Source organism: Billgrantia aerodenitrificans, assembly GCF_021404405.1.
In the GTDB taxonomy this organism is placed as follows: domain Bacteria; phylum Pseudomonadota; class Gammaproteobacteria; order Pseudomonadales; family Halomonadaceae; genus Halomonas; species Halomonas aerodenitrificans.
The window spans coordinates 136,040-156,455 of sequence record NZ_JABFTV010000003.1 but is presented as its reverse complement, the minus strand read 5'-3'; the positions used below and the strand labels follow the sequence as shown (position 1 = coordinate 156,455).

Sequence of the window (20,416 nt, the reverse complement as noted above, 5' to 3'; positions counted from 1 at the left end):
CCATGGAAAGCAAGGTCACCACCCAGTTGGGACAGGAGTGCCTGCAAGGGTTGATGCGTGTGTGGTTCGACTTCGAGCGCCAGCTGGGGCGGGTGCCGATCATCCAGCGCCTGGAGCGCGGCAATTTCACCCGCGAGGATTACCGCAGCCTGCTGCTGCACCTGCGCCAGCAGGTGATCGAAGGCGCGCGTTGGATCACCCGCGGCGCCTCCAGCTTCGAGCGTGACTATGCCGACGTGCGCTCGGAAGTGATCGGTCATGCCAAGGAGGAGCATCGCGACTACGAGATGCTGGAGGCGGACTTCGTGGCGGCAGGTGGCGCGCTGGCGGAGATCCGCGCCGGGCAGCGCAACGCCGGCAGCGAGGCGCTGCACGCCTTCATGATGTATCGCGCCAGCCAGCCCAATCCGGTGGATCTGATCGGTGCCATGTGGATCATCGAAGGGCTGGGACAGAAGATGGCGAGCGACTGGGCGCGGCGGATCGACGAGGCCACCGATGGCGACGGCCGTTATACCTGCTTCATGCGCTACCACGGCGAGAACGACGACGCCCACCTGGACAAGCTCTATACGCTGATCGACCGGGTCTGCCGCACGCCGGAGCAGCAGCAGGCGATCCTGCGCACCGCGCGGGTGGTGGCGCGGCTCTATGCCTTGCAGCTGGAGGAGATCGAGCATGGCTGATACCAGGCCGAGGCCGCGTAGCCCCTTTCTGCGCGCGCTGGCGTTCGACGACTCCCTGCCCATCGAGCCGGCGGCGGTGCGGCTGTGGCTGGACGACCTGGAGCGCCCCACGCGCTGGTCGCTGCGCCCGCTGCTGCAGTTCCTACTGGCCGTGCTGCTGCATCTGATCTGGTTCGTGAAGCGCCTGCCGCTGCCCCAGTTCCGGGCCCACGGCCTGCTGCAGCGGTTGATCTGCTGGTTCTGCACCCACTTCGTCAGCCCCAGCGCCAATCAATTGATCCTGCGCCACTTCGCCACCGAGTCCAACATTCTCAACTTCCTCATCGACAACGGCCCGGAGGTTACGGTGGAGCCGCTAACGCTCTACCCGAGCCGCATCGAGGACATGCTCGACGCCAGCTTCGTCAAGCACGATCAGGAGCTGTTCCGGGTGATCGAGGAGATGGGCTACTGGCGGCAGCGCCCGGCAGCCCTGACGCCGCAGGCGATCAACTGGGCGCACTGGCGTTCGTTGGAAGAGTGCGACTTCGAACTGCCGCGCCGACGTACCCAGGTGCTCGATTTCGAGAGCGCCCATGCGCTGTTCATGTGCCTGTTCTGCCTGCTGCTGACCCGCGAGGAGTACCGCGACGCCATCAATGGCTTCAACCTCGACCAGTCCATCGCCATTCGCGTCGGCCAGCTGATCGGCGACCCGACCCTGGCCGAGATGGCCTATAACAAGTACCCGCACTACCTGGTCGGACCGTGGAACCTGAGCCAGCGCTTCCTCATGCACGGCTTCTTCACCGAGTACCTCTATGCCCGGCTGGAGCGGCTCAGGCTGGCCGAGCATCAACCCCCGAACGGCAGCACGGCAGCGTAGACGGCGAAGTAGTGACAGGTACTGCCGCCGAGCACGAACAGGTGCCAGATGGCGTGGTTGAAGGGGATAGCGCTGATGGCGAAGAACACCACGCCGAGGGTGTAGGTGATGCCGCCGGCAGCGAGCAGCACGATACCGGCCGTGGGCAGGTTGGCGCTCAACGTCTCGCCGGCAAAGACGATCAGCCAGCCCATGACCAGGTAGATGGCGACTCGCAGGGCCGTGAAGCGATGCGGCCAGGCGAGCTTGCAGGCGATGCCGGCCAGCGCCAGACCCCAGACGATGGCAAACAGGGTCCAGCCGGTGGAGCTGCGCATGTTGACCAGCAGGAAGGGGGTGTAGGTGCCGGCGATCAGCAGGTAGATGGCGCAGTGATCCAGATGCTGAAAGAGACGCTTGAGCCGTGGGTGACGAACGCCGTGGTAGAGCGTGGAAATGGCATAGAGCAGCACCAGCGTCACACCGTACAAGCTGATACCGACGATCTTCCACGGGTCGACATGGGCTGCCATGCTGGCCAGCACCAGCAGCACGATGACGCCGACAAGACTCAGCACCGCACCGATACCGTGGCTGATGCTGTTGAGCAGCTCCTCGATGAGGTGGTGGCGGTGGCCGCCCGTTGTTTTCGTTGGTGGCATGGGGTCGTTTCCGTCAGGAGCGCCCCGCTGCCGGGTGCGGCTCAGGGCTTGCGTTCGATATCCACGTCGCTGGCCTGGGTGAAGTCGCCCAGCGCCATCATGTGGCCGAGTTTGCCTGCCTTGGTCGAGAGGTACTGCTCGTTATGGGGATTGAGACCCGTGGTCAGGGGTACGCGTTCCGCAATAGTGACGCCGGCCTGGGTCAGGGCATCGACCTTGCGCGGGTTGTTGGTCATCAGCCGCAGGCTCTGGATGCCCAGGTGTTCGAGCATCGGCACGCAGAGGTCGTAGCGGCGCAGGTCGGCGCCGAAGCCGAGCTGCTCGTTGGCTTCCACGGTGTCGGCGCCCTGGTCCTGCAGGTGATAGGCGCGGATCTTGTTGAGCAGGCCGATGCCGCGGCCTTCCTGGCGCAGGTAGAGCAGCACGCCACGGCCTTCGTCGGCGATGCGCTTGAGCGCTTCCTGCAGCTGATAGCCGCAGTCGCAGCGCATGGAGAACAGCGCGTCGCCGGTCAGGCATTCCGAATGCACCCGGCCGAGTACCGGCTCGCCGTCGGCCACCTCGCCCAGCGTGAGCGCGATGTGGTCCTTGCCGGTGGCTTCGTCCTCGAAGCCGTGCATGGTGAAGGTGGCCCAGGGCGTGGGCAGCCGGGAGGCGGCGATGAATCGAATGGTCACGGGGTACCTCGGTCAAGACCACGGCGATGGCGGAAGTGAATCCCGCATTCTAGCAGGAACGCCGGCGCGGCTCACGATTGTGCGGTGTCTCCGATCTTGGCCCGGGTCAAGCCGCGTGGAAAAGGATGCGCTACAATGTGGCGACATTTTCCGGGGATGACTGCCTGCATGGAACTCAAGAACGATCGTTTTCTGCGTGCTCTGTTGCGTCAGCCGGTGGACCGCACGCCGGTATGGATGATGCGTCAGGCCGGCCGCTACCTGCCCGAGTATCGCGCGACCCGCGCCGAAGCCGGCGATTTCATGGACCTGTGCCGCAACCACGACCTGGCCTGCGAGGTAACGCTGCAACCCCTGGAGCGCTACCCGCTGGATGCCGCCATCCTGTTTTCCGACATCCTCACCATCCCCGATGCCATGGGGCTGGGGCTCTACTTCGAAACTGGTGAGGGACCCAAGTTCCGCAAGCCGGTGCGCACCGCTGAAGACGTGGCGGCTCTCAGCGTGCCCGACGCCGAGCGCGACCTAGACTACGTGATGCGGGCGGTCTCGACCATCCGCCGCGAGCTCAACGGCCGGGTGCCGCTGATCGGCTTCTCCGGCAGCCCCTGGACGCTCGCCACCTACATGGTGGAGGGCAGCTCGAGCAAGGACTTCCGCCACGTGAAGACCATGCTCTACGACACGCCCAGCGTGATGCACGACCTGCTCGACACCCTGGCCAGCGCGGTGACCGACTACCTCAACGCGCAGATTCGCGCCGGGGCCCAGGCGGTGCAGATCTTCGATACCTGGGGTGGGGTGCTCTCCACGCCGGCCTATCTTGAGTTCTCGCTGCGCTACATGGAGCAGATCGTCGCCGGCCTGATCCGCGACCACGAAGGCAAGCGCGTGCCGGTGATCCTGTTCACCAAGAACGGCGGTCAGTGGCTCGAGGACATCGCCCTGGCGGGGCCGGATGCCGTGGGCCTCGACTGGACCACCGAACTGTCCGATGCGCGCGCCCGGGTGGGCCACAAGGTGGCACTGCAGGGCAATCTCGACCCAAACGTGCTGTTCGCCCGACCGCCGGCCATTCGCGCCGAGGTGGGGCGTATCCTCGACAGCTACGGCGAAGGGCCGGGGCACGTGTTCAATCTGGGCCACGGTATCAGCCAGTTCACCAACCCGGACAACGTCACCGCCTTCATGGAGGCGCTGCACGACCTGAGCCCGCGCTATCACCGTGCCATCCAGCACCAGCATGCCTGAAGCCAGTTGGCTCCAGCGCCAGCATGACCGCCATCGTCTATGGACGGTGCTGGCCGTGCTGGCGGCCGTGGCCATTGCCATCGGCAGCCTGACTCCTGGCGACGAGATGCCCACCAACCTGCCGTGGGACAAGTTCAACCACTTCGTCGGCTATGCCGGCCTGGCGGGGTTGATCGGTCTGGCCGGGCTGCCGCTGGTGCGCACCTTCATTGCCGTGGTGCTCTACGGCATCTGCATCGAATACCTGCAGATCCCCGTGCCCGGCCGCAGCGGCGGCGACTGGGCCGATATTCTGGCCAATACCCTGGGTGCGGGAACGGCCGTGCTGGTGTTGGCAGCCATCAGACGCTACCTGCTGCGACGGTAAGACACCCAACGCTCATACGACGACGCCCGCCATCGACCGATGGCGGGCGTCGTCGTGTCTGGGTGGTGCTCGTTTACTGTACTTCGGCACGCTCGATGATCACGGCTTCACGGGGCACGTCCTGGAACGGGCCGCGGCTGCCGGTGGACACACGCTTGATGGCATCGACCACGTCCATGCCCTCCACCACGCGGCCGAAGACCGCATAGCCCCAGGCCTGGCCGGAGTGGGTGCCCTGGTGGTTGAGGAAGGCGTTGTCGCTGACGTTGATGAAGAACTGTGCGGTGGCGGAGTGCGGGTCGCCGGTACGGGCCATGGCCAGGGTGCCGCGCTCGTTGCGCAGGCCGTTGTTGGCTTCGTTGGCGATCGGATCGCGGGTCGCCTTCTGGCGGAAGTCCTGATCGAAGCCGCCGCCCTGGATCATGAAGCCGTCGATCACGCGATGGAACAGGGTGCCGTCGTAGTGACCATCCTGCACGTAGGTGAGGAAGTTCTCGACGCTCTCGGGGGCCTGGTCCTTGAACAGCTCGATGCCGATGGGGCCGTGGTTGGTGTGCAGCACGACGTCGGCCGCCTGGGCGTGGGCGGCGGCCAGCGGCAGGCTGGCGGCGGCGAGCAGGGTGATCAGAGTTCGCTTCAGCACGGTAGCTCCTGTTGTTCGTGGTGAGTGTTTGTGATGAGTGTTCGCAGTGAGTGTGAGGCGGGAAAAACGCTGTGCCTAGCTTACGTCCAGACGTGTCCGCTGTCAGGCTTTCGTCGCCCGAAGTGGGGCGCGACATCCGGCCGCGCCGTTTTGTTTGACATGGATCACAACCCCATCGTGAAAAGAAGTATTGCGTGTAGATATTTAGCGCCATTGGTCGGACCATTCCTGTCATGCCGGTCGAGGCGCGCCTGCTCTCAGTCTTTCATCCCGTTCGTCTCGGCCACTCACGTTCGTCAGTGACCGGTCGCCGCGCTTCTCTTCGGCACCGGGGAAAGCGGGAGGTGCCGGCCCATGGTGGCGGAACTCGGAAATTTTGCCCTTATCCTGGCGCTGTGCCTGGCGTTGGCTCAGAGCGTGCTGCCCCTGGTGGGCGCCCAGCTCGGTAACGCCCGGCTGATGCGCACCGGTCGCTTCCTGGCCACCGGCCAGTTCGTCTTCCTCTCGCTTTCGCTGGCGGTGCTCACCTGGGCCTTCGTGGTCGACGACTTCACGGTGCGCTACGTGGCTAGCCACTCCAGCCTCACCCAGCCGCTGATCTACAAGGTCACCGCGGTATGGGGCGGCCACGAGGGCTCGCTGCTGCTGTGGGTCTTCACCCTGGGCGCCTGGGGCGCCGCCGTGGCCTATTTCAGTCAGTCGCTGCCCAGGGAAATGCTGGCGCGGGTGCTGGCGGTGCTGGGCATGGTCTGCGTCGGCTTCATTGCCTTCACCATCTTCACCTCCAACCCGTTCGAGCGCATCGTGCAGGGTCCGCTGGACGGGCGCGGCATGAACCCACTGCTGCAGGACCCGGGCATGATCCTGCATCCACCGCTGCTCTACATGGGCTACGTAGGCATGGCGGTGGTCTTCGCCTTTGCCATGGCGGCGCTGCTAGGCGGCCGGCTCGATGCCGCCTGGGCGCGCTGGTCGCGGCCCTGGACCACGGTGGCCTGGGTTTTTCTGACGCTGGGCATCGCGGTGGGCTCCTGGTGGGCCTACTACGAGCTGGGCTGGGGCGGCTGGTGGTTCTGGGATCCGGTGGAGAACGCCTCCTTCCTGCCCTGGCTCACCGCCACGGCGCTGATCCACTCCTTGGCGGTGACCGAAAAGCGCGGCGGCTTCAAGGTCTGGACCCTGATGCTGGCGATCATCACCTTCGCCCTGACGATACTCGGTGCCTTCATCGTGCGCTCGGGCGTCATCACCTCGGTGCACGCCTTCGCAACCGACCCGGAGCGTGGGGTGTTCACTCTCGGCATGCTCACGCTCACCCTGCTCGGTTCGCTGACCGTCTATGCCTGGCGGGCGCCCAGGGTGGGGCTTGGCGGCGCCTTGGGCTGGTACTCCCGTGAATCCTTGTTGCTGGCCAACAACGTGCTGCTGACGGTGGCCTGCACCGCGGTTTTCATCGGCACGCTCTACCCGCTGGCGCTGGATGCCTTCGGGCTGGGCAAGATCTCGGTGGGCCCACCCTACTTCGATGCGGTGTTCGCGCCGGTGATGCTGCCGCTACTGCTGTTGGTGGGCCTCGGGCCGTCGGTGCTGTGGAAGCAGGCCAATCCCGGCGAGACCTTCCGTCAGCTGCGCTGGGTGCTGGCGGCCAGCGTAGTGGCCGGCGGGCTGTGGCCGCTGACTCTTGGCGCCTGGCGTCCCATGACGGCGCTATCGCTGATGCTGGCCGTCTGGATCGTGCTCACCGCACTGCTGGATATGCGCAAGCGCATGGGCTCGGCGCGCCAACCCCTGCCGGCGCGGCTGCGCAAGGTCATGCGGCCGAGCTTCCTGGGCATGCATTTGGCCCATGTCGGCCTGGCTCTGATCGTGGTGGCCATCGCCATGGTCAACACCTACGAGGTGGAGCGTGACGTGCGCCTGCAGCCGGGGCAGAGCGCTTCGGCGGCAGGCTTCGACTTCACCCTGCTGCGCATGGAAAGCGTGCGTGGCCCCAACTGGGATGCGGATCAGGCGGTGGTCGAGGTGCAGCGTAATGGTCGGCTGGTGGCAACGCTGCTGCCCCAGCGCCGCTACTACGACACCCACGCCGAGATGCCCATGAATCAGGCCTCGCTGCATCGCTCGAGCACCCGCGACGTCTACGTCTCGCTGGGCGAGCGGCTGGTGGGCGATGCCTGGAGCTTCCGGCTCTACTACAAGCCCTACATGTTCTGGATGTGGTCCGGCGCGATTCTGCTCTCGCTCGGTGGCCTGCTGGCAGCATGCGACAAGCGTTACCGTCTGGCCAGCAACCGCGTAGTCAGGCCGCAGCGTCGGTCGGATGAGATCATTACACAAGCGCAGGAGGCGACCGGCTGATGAAACTTCGCCTGTTACTGCCGCTGGTCGCCACCGTTGCCCTGCTCGGCCTGCTGTTCGTGGGCCTGGGCATGAACTCCCGCGATCTGCCCTCGCCGCTGGTGGGCAAGCCGGCGCCGGCCTTCGCTCTCGAAGCGCTGGAAGACGCCGAGCGCCTGGTCACCGAGCAGGACTTCATCGGCGAGGTGGCGCTGGTCAACGTCTGGGCCACCTGGTGCAGCACCTGCCGCTCCGAGAAGCCGCTGCTGATGGAGCTGGCCCAGGGCGGCATTCCCATTCACGCCTTCAACTACCGCGATGAGCGGGAGGCGGCGGTGCGCTATCTCGGCGTCAGCGGCAACCCTTACCGCACCATTGCCTATGACCCCCGTGGCGATGCCGGCATCGACTGGGGCGTTTACGCCACGCCGGAAACCTACGTGCTCGATGCCGAAGGGGTGATTCGCTACAAGCGCATCGGCCCGCTCTCCCGCCAGCTGCTGCTCGACGAGGTGCTGCCGCTGGTCGAGAAGCTGAGAGCCGAGCAACTGAGAGCGGCGCAGCAGCGCAAGAACGAGGCGAGGAGGGTGGCGCAATCATGAAGCGATCCCTGTTCCTGAGCCTGCTGGGCCTGCCGCTGTGGTTGGCGGCGGGGCTCGCCATGGCCCTGGCCATCGGCCAGCCGCTGGAGTTCGACAACGAGGCCCAGAAGCGTCAGTACGACACCCTGGTGCGCGAGCTGCGCTGCACGGTGTGCCAGAGCGAGACCATTCACGAATCCAACGCCGAGCTGGCCGCCGACATGCGTCGGCGGGTCTACGACATGACCCTGGCCGGCCACGACGCCGACGCCATCGTCGAGTTCATGGTCCAGCGCTACGGCGACTACGTGCGCTACCGGCCGCCGCTGCAGGCCAACACCTGGCTGCTGTGGGCGAGCCCCTTCCTGCTGATGTTCGGCGGCGCCCTGGTGTGGTGGCGCGTCGTCGTCGGGCGGCGAGGCATGGCCGAGCGCCCCGACTTCACCGAGCAGGAGCGCGCCGTGCTCGAACGGCTGCGTCATGAAGACTGCTCCCGGAGGATGAGATGAACGGACTGTTTCTACTCTTTGCCCTGCTGCTCTGCGTTTTGGCGCTGACGTTCGTGCTCTATCCGCTGCTGCGCGAGCCACGCAGAGAGACGCTGCCGTCGCGCCGGGCGGTCAATGCCAGCGTGCATCGCGACCGGGTTCACGAACTGGAGCAGGACCTTGCCGCTGGCACCCTGACCCAGGCCCAGTACGCCACGGCCGTGGCCGACCTGGAGCGCGAGCTGCTCGACAGCGGTGCCATCGAGCCCGACGAAACACCCTCGGACGCAGGACAAGGTGGGGCGCGTGCGGTGGGCGCTGCCGCCATCGTCAGCATTGCCGTGCTGCCGTTCATGGCGATCGGCATCTACCTGGCGGTGGGGCATGCTGAAGAGGTGTTCGCCACTCAGCGGCCCGCCGGCGAGATGGCGGTTGCCGAGCCGACCGCAGCCACCGAAGCCGAGCTGCGAAGACAGTTCCAACTGATGGCGCAGCAGCTCCAGGGCCGCCTGGCCCAGCAGCCGGACGACGTCGAAAGCTGGGTGCTGCTGGGCCGTACCCTGGTATTTCTTGAGGACCTGGACGCCGCCGAACGCGCCTTTCGTGAGGCCATGGCCCACGGCGGCGACGGCGATCCCGATCTGCTCACGCGCTATGCCGACGTCATGGCCGAGCGTCAGGGTGGCCTGAGCGGCGAACCTTTGCGCTTGATCGAACAGGCCCTGGAGATTGACCCCTACCATGCCCAGGGGCTGTGGCTGGCCGGATCCCGGGCCTACCTGGAGGGGGAAATGACGAGTGCCCGCGACTACTGGGAGCGCCTGCTCGACGTGCTGCCGCCGGACTCGCCGGAAGCCGAGATAATTCGCGGCAACCTGGCCCAGGTGACGCAGACCACCACGGAAGGCTGAACCGGAGCTGCCATGATGAAGGAGAAACCGATGAAATCACCGCTGAGTCGTGAGGCCCTGCAGGCCGTCAGGCAGGTACCGCTGTTCTCGGGGCTCGGTGACGAGACCCTGGCACTGCTCACCGACGGCGCCCTGGAGCGCAGCTATCGTCGCGGCACGCTGCTGTTCAGCGCCGGCGAGCCGGCGGACCGCTTCTACGTGGTGCTGAGCGGCTGGGTGAAGCTGTTCCGCGAGAGTTCGGACGGCAACGAGTGCATGGTGGGACTGTTCACCCGCGGCGAGTCCTTTGCCGAGGCGGCGATGTTCGATCGCCTGGGGTTCCCGGTCAACGCCGCCGTCGCCGAGGATGCCCGCCTGCTGGTGTTCACCGCCGATCACTTTCTCACCACCCTGGAGCGCAACCACGGCCTGACGCTCAACCTGCTCGCTAACCTGACGGGCATGCTGCGCTATCTGGTGCGTCAGCTCGACCAGCTGACCAACCAGCCGACCTACCAGCGCCTGGCGGCCTTCATCGTTGCTCTGTGCCCCTGCGAAACCAACCGGGCCACCGTCTGCCTGCCCTGCGACAAGCTGCTCATCGCCGGCCGGCTCGGCATGAAGCCGGAGAGCTTCTCGCGGGCCATGGCCCGGCTCAAGGAGGTCGGGGTGAGCTGCGAGCGCAACTGTGTGCACGTCGAGGACATCGCTGCTCTGCGCCGCTTCGCCAATACCGAAGAAGAGGAGCTGCTTTCGCCGCTGCCCAGTGTGGTGCCGGAGCAGCGAACCGCGGCGATGCGCCCCTGTCGCTGACGCTCATCCCTGCCCATGCCGCCCTCATGCATACCCTGCGCACCGGTCTGCCCAGCGGACCGGTGCTTGCCTGCCGCCGGTTATTTCGCCCCTCTTCTGACATAAGTCAACTCCAGAATGCATCAATTGACAGTGGTCAAGTGAGCCAAAAGTCAAAGCTGCTACTAATGGCGGCAGGTGGGGGGTGGCTGAAGCGCATGGTCGCCGAGCGGTTGAGAAGAAAAGGTCATGCCGGGCACCCGCCAGCCACTACCCGAAGGGGAAACCAAGCGAGGCACGATATGCACAAGCGAGCATTGACCAAGGGGATCTTTGCCCTGAGCTTTCCATTGGCCGCGATGATGGGGATGGGTACTGCCCAGGCCGCGGCCCCGGAAATGACGGCCGAGGAAATGGAGCGCGCCAGCGCCATCTACTTCCAGCGCTGCGCCGGCTGCCACGGCACCCTGCGCAAGGGCGCCACCGGCCCCAACCTGCTGCCCGAAAACACTCAGGAGATGGGCCAGCGCCGCCTGGAGAGCATCATCGCGCTGGGTACCGAAGGCGGCATGAACAACTTCGACGGCATCCTGGATGAAGAGGAGATCACCCTGATCTCGAAGTACATCCAGCAGACCCCGGAAGAGCCGCCTGAGATGTCGCTGGCCGACATCCGCGAGACCTGGCGCATCCTGGTGCCCCAGGAAGAGTGGCCGGACTCGCCCCAGCACGACCGCAATTGGGAAAACTTCATGGTCACCATCCTGCGTGACCGTGGCGCCATGGGCATCATCGACGGCGACACCAAGGAGCTCATCACCGAGGCCGAGACCGGCTATGCCGTGCACGTGGCCAAGTCGAGCTCCGACGGCCGCTTCTGGTACGTCCAGGGCCGTGACGGTCGTCTGACCAAGATCGACCTGTGGATGGACCCGCCCCAGGCGACCGCCGAGGTGTTCATCGGCATCGACGCCCGCGACGTGGCGGTGTCTCACTACGGCGAGTGGGCGGACAAGTACGTCATCGGCGGCGGTTACTGGCCCCCGCACTTCGTGATCGCCGACGCCGAGACCATGGAGCCGCTCAAGGTCGTCTCCACCCGTGGCTACGACACCGAGGGCAACTACGTCCACGAAGCCCGCGTGGCGGCGCTCTACGATACGCCTCATGCGCCCTCCTTCCTGGTCAACGTCAAGGAGACCGGACAGGTCTGGCAGGTCGACTACAGCGATATCGACAATCTGCGCATCGACCACATTGCGTCTGCCGAATATCTGCACGACGGCTTCTTCGACTCCACCGGCCGCTACTTCATGATCGCGGCGAACTTCAGCCACAAGATGGCCTTCGTCGACACCGTGGAGCGCAAGCTCGTCGGCCTGCTCAACACCGGGCAGATCCCCCACCCGGGCCCGGGTGCCAACTGGATCGATCCGGAGTGCGGCCCGGTGGCCGGTACCACCCACCTGGGAGAGGGCCTGGTGACCTTCTGGGGCACCGATCCCGAGGGCCATCCGGAGCATGCCTGGGAGATCTGCGGCACCGTCGAGACCGACGGCCCGGGCCTGTTCCTGCGCAGCCATCCGAACTCGCCCCACGTCTGGATCGATCAGGCCATGCACCCGGAGGCCGACGTCAACCAGTGGATCATGGTCATGGACAAGGAGACCCGCGAGCTGACTCCGATCCACGTTGCCGATCGTCCCGCCGAGCATGACGCGGTGGCCGTGCACATGGAGTACGACCAGTCCGGCACCGAGGTGTGGGTCTCCATCTGGGCCCGCGGCCGTGGCCACCAGGACGATGGCGCCATCGTGGTCTTCGACGACGCGACCCTGGAGGTCAAGGAAGTCATCGAGAACCTGAACACGCCGACCGGCAAGTTCAACGTCTACAACCGTCTGAAGAAGTACGAGCGCGGCTAAGCCCGCCGGCCGGAGCGCCCCGCGGCGCTCCGGCTTCTTCTTCAGTCGCTTCGTGCGGAGCGCCTGCAGAAGAAGCCGACAGCCCAGGCACCACCGGGAGGCAGGCAAAAGCAACAAGCAAGACTCGTGGCACGACATTCTGGGGAGAGCGAGATCATGGGGGAGCGTCTACGAAACTGGCGCAGGATCACCATCATGGGGGCATCGTTGGGTGCCGCCGTGGTGTTCTTCGTTGCCGGCATCCTGTTCTGGGGCGGTTTCAACACCGTGATGGAAGCCACCAACAGCATGAAGTTCTGCAGCACGGCGTGCCACGAGATGAGTTGGGTGCACGAGGAGTACCTGGACCGGCCCCACTACCAGAACGCCACCGGCGTCGGGGCCACCTGCTCGGACTGTCATGTGCCTGACTCCTGGGGGCCCAAGATGGTGCGCAAGATCGAGGCCAGCCGCGAGGTGTGGCACTGGATGCTGGGTACCATCAACACCAAGGAGAAATTCGAGGAGAAGCGTCTGCACCTGGCGGAAAACGTCTGGCGTTCGATGCTGCGCACCGACTCGCGTGAGTGTCGCAACTGCCACGACTGGTCGGCCATGGACCTCGAGCAGCAGGCGCCGCGCGCCGCCCGCGAGCACGCGCGTGGATTCGAGCAGGGCCAGACCTGCATCGAGTGCCATCAGGGCATCGCCCACGAGCTGCCCGAAGACTGGGACGAGTCGCCGGTGTGGGCAGCCCGTTTCGAGCACGACGAGCCCGTCACCGATCTGCCGGAGCGCGGCGAGCCGGCCCTGCCGCTGGAAGCCGAGGAGCTGGGCGAAGCCGTGGCGGCCGAAGGCGACATCGCCGCGACCCTGGACTGGAGCGACGTGCCGGCGCTGGACCTGACTCTGTTCCTGCCCGGCCAGGCCTCGATCGAGTGGATCCAGGACGGCAGCTCTCACGGAGGCGGACGCGCCTTCAGCTTCGGCGACCGCTGCGTGTGGTGCCATGCGGGCGAAGAGGCGCAGATCGGAGCGCTGGCCACCAGCGCCGAGAAGATCGAGACCTATGACCTGGGCGACAAGCGTGGCCACATCCCGATGACCGTGCAGGCCTCCTTCGACGATGACTACCTGTTCATGCGCTTCCAGTGGGAAGCCGGCGAGCACGCGCCGCTGCCCTTCGTCGACGGCGGCCGCATGGATCCGGACAACCCCATGAAGCTCACCGTCAGCTTTGCCGACGAGCGGGTCGACATGGCCGACCGCGGCGGCTGCTGGGCCAGCTGTCACCACGACTCCACCTACATGCCCGATGCGCCGGAGGCGGAAGCCCTGGCTCAGAGCGAGCTGGCCGAGCGCCTCGACATGCTCAACGGCGTGACGAAGTACCTCAGCGAGAGTCGCAGCGAGATCGAGATCCGCGGCCGCCGCGGCGCCGCGCGGGGTGGCTGGGACAAGCTCAAGGACGAGGCGGAGATCGCCGAGCTGCTGGGCGGTGGTGTCTATCTCGATATCGCGCGCTACAAGAGCGGTGCCGAGCTCACCGAGAGCGGCTATATCCTCGAGCAGCGACATCTTTCCGAGAGCGAAGCGGTGGTCATGACGGCGACGGAGGAGAACGGCGTATGGACCGCCTATCTGACCCGGGCCCTGCGTACCGGCGTGGAGGGCGACAAGCCGCTCGCCACCGACCGCAAGTACAGCTTCAACGTGGCGCTGCACGATGACTATGCCGCCTCGCGCTTCCACCACGTCTCCTGGCAGTACGGTCTGGCCTTCGACGCCGAGATTCCCGGCGACTTCGAGGAAGACATGGTGGAGATCAACGCCACGCGCATCACACGGTGATGCGTCCGGATCCGAGGAGGAGTGCGCAATGAACATGCACGAGCGGTTTCTGACCACCCTTGGCCTGCTGGGCGCCCTGCTGATCGGCGGGGCGGCCCAGGCCGGCGGCGATGTGGTCGAGATCGAGATGGTCAACAACCGCTTCCAGCCGGATGAACTGGAGGTCAGCGTCGGCACCACGGTGCGCTGGGTCAACGCCGAGCGCCGCTCCAACCACGACATCTATTTCCCCGACGAGGAGATCGCCTCCGGCCGTCTCTTCCCCGAGGAGAGCTGGGAGCGTACCTTCGATGAAGAGGGCACCTACGAGTACTACTGCCAGCCCCATCACAACCGGGGCATGGTCGGCGTGATCCATGTCGTGGCGGCCGAACAAGACGATTAGACGATGGCTGTTCAAGCCCAAGGGGAGGACGCATGGCGATGACCACGAAGCTGGTGGCGCTGACGGGTGGGTTGTTCACGGCGCTGGCGCTGATCGTAGCGAGTGTCGCCACCGCGGCTGAAGAGATCACGGGCTACCGCAGCGCCGAGTTCGGTATGTCGTCCGAAGCGGTGCTGGAGCGGCTCGAGCAGGACGGCGTGACGGACATCGAAATACGTGAAACCGAAGACAACGATCGACTCATCGACGGCGAGCTGCAGGTGGAGGGCGAGCCGGTGACCGATCTGCGCTACGTCTTTCCGGCCGGCAGCGACCGGCTGGCCCTGGTGGTGGCCTTTTACCCCGACGTGGCGGATCACGCGGCCGTGAAGGATCAGTTGGTCTCGCAGTACGGCCAACCTTGGGGCGAGGAGATGACCGAGTGGTGGTTCGAGCAGCTCAAGGAGGGCATGCCGGTGGCTCCGAATGACCTGACGATCTGGGGTGGCAGCGAGAGCGAGCGCCAGGAGCGTAGCCGCTTCGTGCGCCTGTGGACCTTCGACGACTATCTGACGGTGGAGTACCTGGATACCCGGCTGCTGCGCTGACACCACCAGCCGCCAAAGGCAAGCCGCCGCCCGCGGGCGGCGGCAGTCGAGTACTTTGCTCGGACTCGTGCACGAGCTGATTTTTAACGCCGTATGGCCAAGCGCAGGCAGTTTTCAGGCAGTGCCTAGATGAGGCCCAGGAAGGGTACTAAAGTCAGCGCCAGTATCGCTGCCACGGCGCACACCACCAGCAATACCTGCAAGGGATGATGGCGCAGGCGCTGCCACAACGTGGGCGCCTGGCCGCGCTCGACCTGCTTGGCATGTTCCTGCCGCACCCGCTCCTGACGCTCGGCCTGGTAGCGGGCGAGCGCTTCCCGCGCCGCTTCCAGTTGGGTGTCGTCGCGCAGCCAGATGGCGTCGACCCCCAGGCGCCAGAAGCCGGCGTGGGTCTCGTAGGTATCGAAGCCGTGCTCGTCGAGCAGGCGGCGCACCTCCCAGGCCTCTTCCTCGGAGACGTTGGCCAGCCGGAACAGCAGCGTTGCCATCAGCCGGCCGCCTTGCACAGTTGCTCGGCGCGGGCGATGGCCTCGTCGGCACCCGTCAAGTCGAAGCTCATGAACCAGTAGTCCTCGTCGCCGCGATCGAAGCGCAGGCGCAGGGTCTCGCCGTCGCGCATCTCGTCGAGCAGCAGATCCAGCTCATCGAGATAGAAGTTGACGTAGAAGCCGCGGTCGCCGCGCTGGGTGATGAATTCCGCGGCGCCGCTGTGGATGGTGGCATAGTCGACCCGCAGGTCGCCGGGCACCAGGTTGGCCACGCGGCTCTCCGACTGGAGCTCCTCGAGTTCGACGCGCACTTCCAGCCACGGCAGGTCGCATACACCGGGGGTGTAGTTCACGCTAAGAATTGAGTCGCTGTAGCTGTGCTGCTCCAGGGCGCGGAAGTGGCGCTCCTCGCCCAGCGACAGGGCCAGTGAGTGCCAGTGGCCGTGGGCTTCGACGTCGCTCACGTTGTAGTTGGTGGCCAGCGCCACGCTGGCAAAGGGAAAGGCCGCCAGCAGGGCCGCAGGCGCCAGGCCGGCGAGCAGCCGACGTGCGGCGTGTGGCCGAAGGGATCGGGTCATGTTCGGGTTCCTGATCGACAGGCCTGGGATGGTAGCACTCGCAGCGCGCCGCGCCGACCCCGTCAGGTATCGGTTACGGCGAGGAGTGGCTTCACGGCACGCTTGCGTCGGCGCCCTCAGTGCGCGGCTCCTGCTGCGTATGGGGCTCAAGCTGTGCCTGGGGGGCAAGCCGTGAGTAGTAGGCCGCCAGGTCGGCGATGTCCTGATCGCTGAGACCGCGGGTCATGCTGGCCATCAGGTGGCCGCGCTCGCCGGCCCGCAGCGACTGCATGCCGGCGATGAAACGCGCTTCGTCCATGCCGGCGATGCTCGGGTAGCGGGAAGTCACACTGCGCCCTTGATAGCCATGACAGCTGGTGCACAGCTTGGCCATGTCGGCGCCGCGCTGCGCGTCGCCGACCAGCGCCGGAGAGGAGGTATCGCTGGACCAGACGGCCTGGCTCAGCGATATCAGCAGCATGGCGATGGCACGCGAGGCGAGCTTCATGACCATGGGCTGGACCCTCCCCTGCAGTGGGTACGTATCAGTGGCCGTGCATGGCGCCACCGTGACCGGCGTGGTCATTCACTTCGTTGCCATGGCCTTCGTGACCGGGCATGCCGCCGTGGTGCTGCATGCTGGCATCCGCCCGCGCGAGCTCGGTCAGCAGCTCCAGGTCGATGTCGCCGAAGGCGAGCACCTCGCCGCCATGGGTCTCGCTGAAGGCCTCGGCATGATGGCGCTCCCTGAAGGATGCCAGCGTATGGCCCATGGCGCCACGCTGGTCGTGGCCCGCCACGTACCAGGCTTCGCTGGCCAGGATGAAGGCGTCGTCGGCCGGCCGGCTCCAGGGGGTCACGGCCACGTCGTGGACCCATGCATGGCTCAGGCGGTTCTCGTTCTCCGGCTGCAGCAGGAAGGCGAACATATCGGTGGTGGAGCAGAACTTGCGTACCGCCTCGTCGCGATTCAGATAGGCCTGGCCCTTGGGGCCCGGCAATTCTGCGATCAGCATGCCGCAAACGTGGCAGCTGTCGCCGTCGGTGATCGGCTGGGCCGCGGCGAGGGGCTTGTCTTCACTGCCGCTGCAGCCCGCCAGCAATACGGCAAGAACCAGGGCGGTAAGGGTAGTGCGTGTCATGGTCGTTCTCCGAAGGCTATGTCTGAAAACTGTCTGCGCTTGGCCATACGGCGTTAAAAATCAGCTCAAAGTACTCATTTACACCCCGTAAACTCCGTCTTTTCGCTGTTTTTTGCCTTGTCTGACCTTCGCTCGACGACTTTTCAGACACAGCCGGGTCAGGGCCGGTCGAGTCAGGCGGAATGATGGCGGAAGCGCAATATGGCCAGTCCCAGCGGAGCCACGATCCAGCCGACCAGGATCAGCAGCAGCCAGCCGGCATGGAAGGCGGTGTTCTGGGCGATGGCGGTCACCCCGGTGTAGGCCTGGGCGGACTCGAAGCCGACCATGTTGATCAGGCGGAAACCGTCGGTGGGATTGAGCAGCAGCAGCCACGGCAGCCAGTCGCCGCCGCTCTGCACGCTCACCAGCAGTGCCAGCAGGCCGAGATCGAACACCAGCACGAACAGGAACCACACGCCCAGTGCCAGCCCGGCGGCGCGCGCCTTTTCGGTCACCCACACGCTGATCAGGTAGGCGAAGGCGATGAATACCCAGCCCAGCAGCACGCTGCTGAGGATCAGCAGGCTGAGGCTGGCGACCAGATCGCCGAGCGCCACGCCGTCGGCGGCGAAGGCGATCACCACCCCGGCAATGCCGAAGCCCAGCGCCGTGGCGGCGCCCAGGATCAGGCCGTGGCCGAGGAACTTGCCCAGCAGCAGCGAGGTGCGACTGAGCGGGTAGGTGAGCAGCAGCAGCAGGGTGCCCGACTCCTGCTCGCCGACCACGGCGTCGTAGGCCAGCAGCAGGGCGATCAGTGGAATCAGGAACACCGCCAGGGTCGACAGGCTGACCACCGTGGTGGCAAGCGACGTGAAGCCCATGCCGCCGCTGGCGGCGGCGCCGAACCAGGCGATGCCGACGGCGAGTGCGGCCAGGATCAGGGCGATGGCCAGCACCCAGCGATTGCGCAGGCCGTCCTGGAACTCCTTGCGGGCGACGATCAGGGTGGTGTTCATGGTGTGCCTCGCTGGTCAGGGGTGGACGAAGCTGCGGCGACGGGCGCCGAGAAGTGGGCGTACAGGTGCTCCAGCGTCGGCGGCAGCACGTCGATGTCCTCGACCCCCGGCGTGCCGGTCAGCCGGCGCAGGGCGCTCATTTTGGCCGAGGGGTGAACGCCGAGCTCCAGCGCCGAGCCGTTGAGGTAGCGCGGGGCGATGCGGCTGTCGTCCCAGCCGGCGGTCCAGTCGACCCCGGGCCAGCGGCCCTTGGCGCGAATGGTCAACGGCAGCGAGGCTTCGCGGCGCAGCTCCTCGAGGCTGCCCAGCGCCAGGCGCCGGCCGGCGCCGAGGATCAGCGCGCGGTCGATGTAGGGCTCCACCCCAGGCAGCACGTGTGAGGAGAGCAGCACTGTGCAGCCGCGCTCGCGCAGTTCGCGCACGGTTTCGTAGAAATCCCGGGTGGCGGCAGGGTCGAGCCCGGTGGTGGGCTCGTCGAGCAGCAGCAGGCGCGGCTCGCCGAGCAGTGCCTGAGCCAAGCCCAGGCGCTGGCGCATGCCTTTGGAGTAGGTCTTGACCCGACGCTTGGCCGCATGGCCCAGGCCGACCTTCTCGAGCAGCTCATCAACCTGCCGACGATCGATGCGCTTCAGGCGGGCGAAATAGTCGAGTACCTCGCGACCGGTGAGCTGTTCGTAGAAGCTGACGTTTTCGGGCAAGTAACCCAGATGGCGACGCAGCGTCTCGGCGTGGGGGCCGTCGGGGGCGCCGCCGAGCACTTCGAGCGAGCCTGCGCTGGGCGAGATCAGGCCCAGGATCAGCTTCATGGTGGTGGTCTTGCCGGCGCCGTTGTGGCCTAGCAGGGCGAGTACCTCGCCCTCCTTGACCGTGAGATCGAGGGCCTCGAGGCGGGTGAGGTCGCCATGGCGCTTGGTCAGCCCGTGGCATTCGATTACCGGATTCATGAGTGGGCTTCTCCAAGGCTAAGAGCTTCCCCAAGGCTAAGGGCTTCCCCAGGGCTAGGGGCGTGCATCAATGGTGCGCTGTCGCGCACGCCCTGGGCGCGGAAGATGGGGAACTGGCGCTGCACCCAGCGCAGGGCGACCACGGCGGGGCTGTGCAGCAGCAGGCGCGCCTCGGGGTGGCGCCACAGCAGGCGGTCGACGGCGTCGTTGGGCTCGTAGGGCGTATCGCCGACGCCGTTGCCGTCCAGGTCCCAGCCCAGGTAGTCGCTCCAGTAGTTGCCGCGGCCGTCCCGGGACCATTCCTGATGGCGGGTGGCCACGTACATCACCTGCTGACGGTTGTTGATGAAGGCGTTGTCGTAGAGGCGGTTGTTCTCGGAGCCTGCCGTCAGGTGGATGCCCATCTCGCTGTCGGCCAGGCGGTTGCCGCGAATCTCGTTGTGCTGGGAGTTGTAGATGAACAGCGCCTTGCCCTCGGCGCCGAGCGTGACGCCGTGCTCGCTGCCGCCGGGCCCGTGCCAGGCGGTGATGCCGCGAATGTCGTTGCCGGCGATGGTGCTGTAGTTGACGTAGTTCATCAGGATGCCGTAGTTCATGTCGCGCTCGGAGCGGTTGTTAACCACTTCCAGATCGCGGGACATCATCAGCGCGTATCCGGCGCGGGTGCCGCTGGTATGGTTGCCCACGATCTTGCCGCCGTGGGTGAACATGTAATGAATGCCGAAGCGCGAGTCGCGCAGGCGGTTGTTGCGAAAGGTCAGGTCGCGGCTGGTATCGACGTAAATCGCATCGCGGCTGTCGCGTACGTCGTTGTCGGCGATGGTGCCGCCGCTGATGTTATAGAGGCGGATAGCGTCGCCACGGTCCTGGGAGCGCACGCCGGTATTGCCGGCGATGCGGTTGCCGATCACGCTGGGTGTTTCCAGGTGCCACAGCCACAGACCGAAGGCCACGTTCTCCAGCACGTTGTTCTCGATATGGATGCGGTGGGCCTCGCGCTCGACATGGATACCAGCGTTCATGTCGGTCAGATTGAAGCCGGAGTTGCGCAGGGTCAGGCCCTCGATGCGCACGTCCGGGGCGCTAATGCGAATCACGTCGCCGTTGCCCTCGCCGTCGAGAATGGCGCCGGGCTCGCCGCGCAGGGTCAGCGGCTTGTCGATCAGAATGCTGCCGATGTGCAGCCCTTCAGTGAGGATCAACTCGCTGCCGGGGGCGGCGGCATCGATATGCGTCTGGAGTGGACCGTCGCCGGGCGCGATGCGCAGCTCGCCGAAGGCGAAGGTCGCCGTCAGCAGCAGGCCGCAGCCACCCAGGAAAGAAAAGAGACGTTTCACTACGG

The 20,416-nt window shown here is 66.0% G+C and carries 23 protein-coding genes; 13 read left to right on the top strand and 10 right to left on the bottom strand.

What is annotated here, in order from left to right; genetic code table 11:
• Nucleotides 1-2 precede the first annotated feature (2 nt).
• Together HOP59_RS06905 and HOP59_RS06900 are read left to right on the top strand one after the other, a co-directional pair.
• Nucleotides 3-686 (top strand): iron-containing redox enzyme family protein, encoded by a 684-nt coding sequence (locus HOP59_RS06905; RefSeq protein WP_010626181.1) that lies wholly within the window; start codon nt 3-5, stop codon nt 684-686.
• Nucleotides 679-1,551, top strand: coding sequence for a DUF6999 family protein (locus HOP59_RS06900; RefSeq protein WP_010626182.1), 873 nt, complete (start codon nt 679-681; stop codon nt 1,549-1,551). Before HOP59_RS06905 ends, HOP59_RS06900 begins: the two co-directional genes overlap by 8 nt.
• Here HOP59_RS06900 and trhA read toward each other — a convergent pair.
• Nucleotides 1,521-2,192, bottom strand: coding sequence for a PAQR family membrane homeostasis protein TrhA (gene trhA, locus HOP59_RS06895; RefSeq protein ID WP_234253308.1), 672 nt, complete (start codon nt 2,190-2,192; stop codon nt 1,521-1,523). The two genes, HOP59_RS06900 and trhA, sit on opposite strands and share 31 nt — an antisense overlap.
• Nucleotides 2,193-2,233: 41 nt before the next feature.
• On the bottom strand, nt 2,234-2,869 hold the full coding sequence (gene ribA / locus HOP59_RS06890; protein WP_234253307.1) for a GTP cyclohydrolase II: 636 nt from the start codon (nt 2,867-2,869) through the stop codon (nt 2,234-2,236).
• 168 nt (nt 2,870-3,037) lie between these two features.
• Here ribA and hemE point away from each other — a divergent pair, with 168 nt between their 5' ends.
• Entirely contained in the window at nt 3,038-4,120 is a 1,083-nt protein-coding gene (gene hemE / locus HOP59_RS06885; protein WP_234253306.1) for a uroporphyrinogen decarboxylase, read from the top strand.
• Nucleotides 4,113-4,487 (top strand): VanZ family protein, encoded by a 375-nt coding sequence (locus HOP59_RS06880; protein ID WP_234253305.1) that lies wholly within the window; start codon nt 4,113-4,115, stop codon nt 4,485-4,487. Before hemE ends, HOP59_RS06880 begins: the two co-directional genes overlap by 8 nt.
• Before the next feature lie 73 nt (nt 4,488-4,560).
• Here HOP59_RS06880 and HOP59_RS06875 read toward each other — a convergent pair whose 3' ends face one another.
• The gene (locus tag HOP59_RS06875; RefSeq protein ID WP_234253489.1) at nt 4,561-5,082 is read right to left on the bottom strand and encodes a peptidylprolyl isomerase; all 522 of its coding nucleotides are present in this window, start codon (nt 5,080-5,082) and stop codon (nt 4,561-4,563) included.
• 402 nt (nt 5,083-5,484) lie between these two features.
• Here HOP59_RS06875 and HOP59_RS06870 point away from each other — a divergent pair, with 402 nt between their 5' ends.
• The 9 genes from HOP59_RS06870 to HOP59_RS06830 all read left to right on the top strand — a co-directional run bounded on the left by HOP59_RS06870 (nt 5,485) and on the right by HOP59_RS06830 (nt 14,945).
• A complete protein-coding gene (locus HOP59_RS06870) occupies nt 5,485-7,488 on the top strand; it encodes a heme lyase CcmF/NrfE family subunit (protein ID WP_234253304.1) in 2,004 nt (667 codons plus the stop codon).
• Nucleotides 7,488-8,069, top strand: coding sequence for a DsbE family thiol:disulfide interchange protein (locus tag HOP59_RS06865; protein ID WP_234253303.1), 582 nt, complete (start codon nt 7,488-7,490; stop codon nt 8,067-8,069). Before HOP59_RS06870 ends, HOP59_RS06865 begins: the two co-directional genes overlap by 1 nt.
• Nucleotides 8,066-8,557, top strand: a complete 492-nt coding sequence (locus tag HOP59_RS06860) for a cytochrome c-type biogenesis protein (protein WP_234253302.1) — start codon at nt 8,066-8,068, stop codon at nt 8,555-8,557. Before HOP59_RS06865 ends, HOP59_RS06860 begins: the two co-directional genes overlap by 4 nt.
• Complete coding sequence (gene ccmI, locus HOP59_RS06855; protein ID WP_234253301.1) at nt 8,554-9,447, top strand: c-type cytochrome biogenesis protein CcmI; 894 nt, start codon at nt 8,554-8,556, stop codon at nt 9,445-9,447. Before HOP59_RS06860 ends, ccmI begins: the two co-directional genes overlap by 4 nt.
• Nucleotides 9,448-9,477: 30 nt before the next feature.
• Nucleotides 9,478-10,239, top strand: coding sequence for a Crp/Fnr family transcriptional regulator (locus tag HOP59_RS06850; protein ID WP_010626192.1), 762 nt, complete (start codon nt 9,478-9,480; stop codon nt 10,237-10,239).
• A 281-nt stretch (nt 10,240-10,520) separates the two neighbouring features.
• On the top strand, nt 10,521-12,143 hold the full coding sequence (locus tag HOP59_RS06845) for a cytochrome D1 domain-containing protein (protein ID WP_234253300.1): 1,623 nt from the start codon (nt 10,521-10,523) through the stop codon (nt 12,141-12,143).
• A 126-nt stretch (nt 12,144-12,269) separates the two neighbouring features.
• A complete protein-coding gene (locus tag HOP59_RS06840; RefSeq protein ID WP_202949051.1) occupies nt 12,270-13,973 on the top strand; it encodes a NapC/NirT family cytochrome c in 1,704 nt (567 codons plus the stop codon).
• Nucleotides 13,974-14,001: 28 nt separating this feature from the next.
• Nucleotides 14,002-14,358 (top strand): cupredoxin domain-containing protein, encoded by a 357-nt coding sequence (locus HOP59_RS06835; protein ID WP_234253299.1) that lies wholly within the window; start codon nt 14,002-14,004, stop codon nt 14,356-14,358.
• 32 nt (nt 14,359-14,390) lie between these two features.
• Complete coding sequence (locus HOP59_RS06830) at nt 14,391-14,945, top strand: hypothetical protein (RefSeq protein ID WP_234253298.1); 555 nt, start codon at nt 14,391-14,393, stop codon at nt 14,943-14,945.
• 125 nt (nt 14,946-15,070) lie between these two features.
• On the opposite strand, the gene HOP59_RS06825 is transcribed toward HOP59_RS06830, so the two are convergent.
• From HOP59_RS06825 to HOP59_RS06795, 7 genes are all read right to left on the bottom strand, one after another.
• A complete protein-coding gene (locus tag HOP59_RS06825) occupies nt 15,071-15,433 on the bottom strand; it encodes a DUF6164 family protein (RefSeq protein ID WP_010626197.1) in 363 nt (120 codons plus the stop codon).
• Nucleotides 15,433-16,011: a hypothetical protein gene (locus tag HOP59_RS06820; RefSeq protein ID WP_234253297.1), complete on the bottom strand. Its 579-nt coding sequence runs from the start codon at nt 16,009-16,011 to the stop codon at nt 15,433-15,435. The genes HOP59_RS06825 and HOP59_RS06820 overlap by 1 nt, the downstream gene beginning before the upstream one ends.
• A gap of 91 nt (nt 16,012-16,102) precedes the next feature.
• Nucleotides 16,103-16,504 (bottom strand): c-type cytochrome, encoded by a 402-nt coding sequence (locus tag HOP59_RS06815; protein ID WP_234253296.1) that lies wholly within the window; start codon nt 16,502-16,504, stop codon nt 16,103-16,105.
• 31 nt (nt 16,505-16,535) lie between these two features.
• Complete coding sequence (locus HOP59_RS06810; RefSeq protein ID WP_010626200.1) at nt 16,536-17,132, bottom strand: nitrous oxide reductase accessory protein NosL; 597 nt, start codon at nt 17,130-17,132, stop codon at nt 16,536-16,538.
• Between the two features lie 173 nt (nt 17,133-17,305).
• On the bottom strand, nt 17,306-18,130 hold the full coding sequence (locus HOP59_RS06805; RefSeq protein WP_010626201.1) for an ABC transporter permease: 825 nt from the start codon (nt 18,128-18,130) through the stop codon (nt 17,306-17,308).
• Nucleotides 18,127-19,074, bottom strand: coding sequence for an ABC transporter ATP-binding protein (locus HOP59_RS06800; RefSeq protein ID WP_010626202.1), 948 nt, complete (start codon nt 19,072-19,074; stop codon nt 18,127-18,129). Before HOP59_RS06800 ends, HOP59_RS06805 begins: the two co-directional genes overlap by 4 nt.
• A complete protein-coding gene (locus HOP59_RS06795; protein WP_234253295.1) occupies nt 19,071-20,411 on the bottom strand; it encodes a nitrous oxide reductase family maturation protein NosD in 1,341 nt (446 codons plus the stop codon). The genes HOP59_RS06800 and HOP59_RS06795 overlap by 4 nt, the downstream gene beginning before the upstream one ends.
• Nucleotides 20,412-20,416 lie beyond the last annotated feature (5 nt).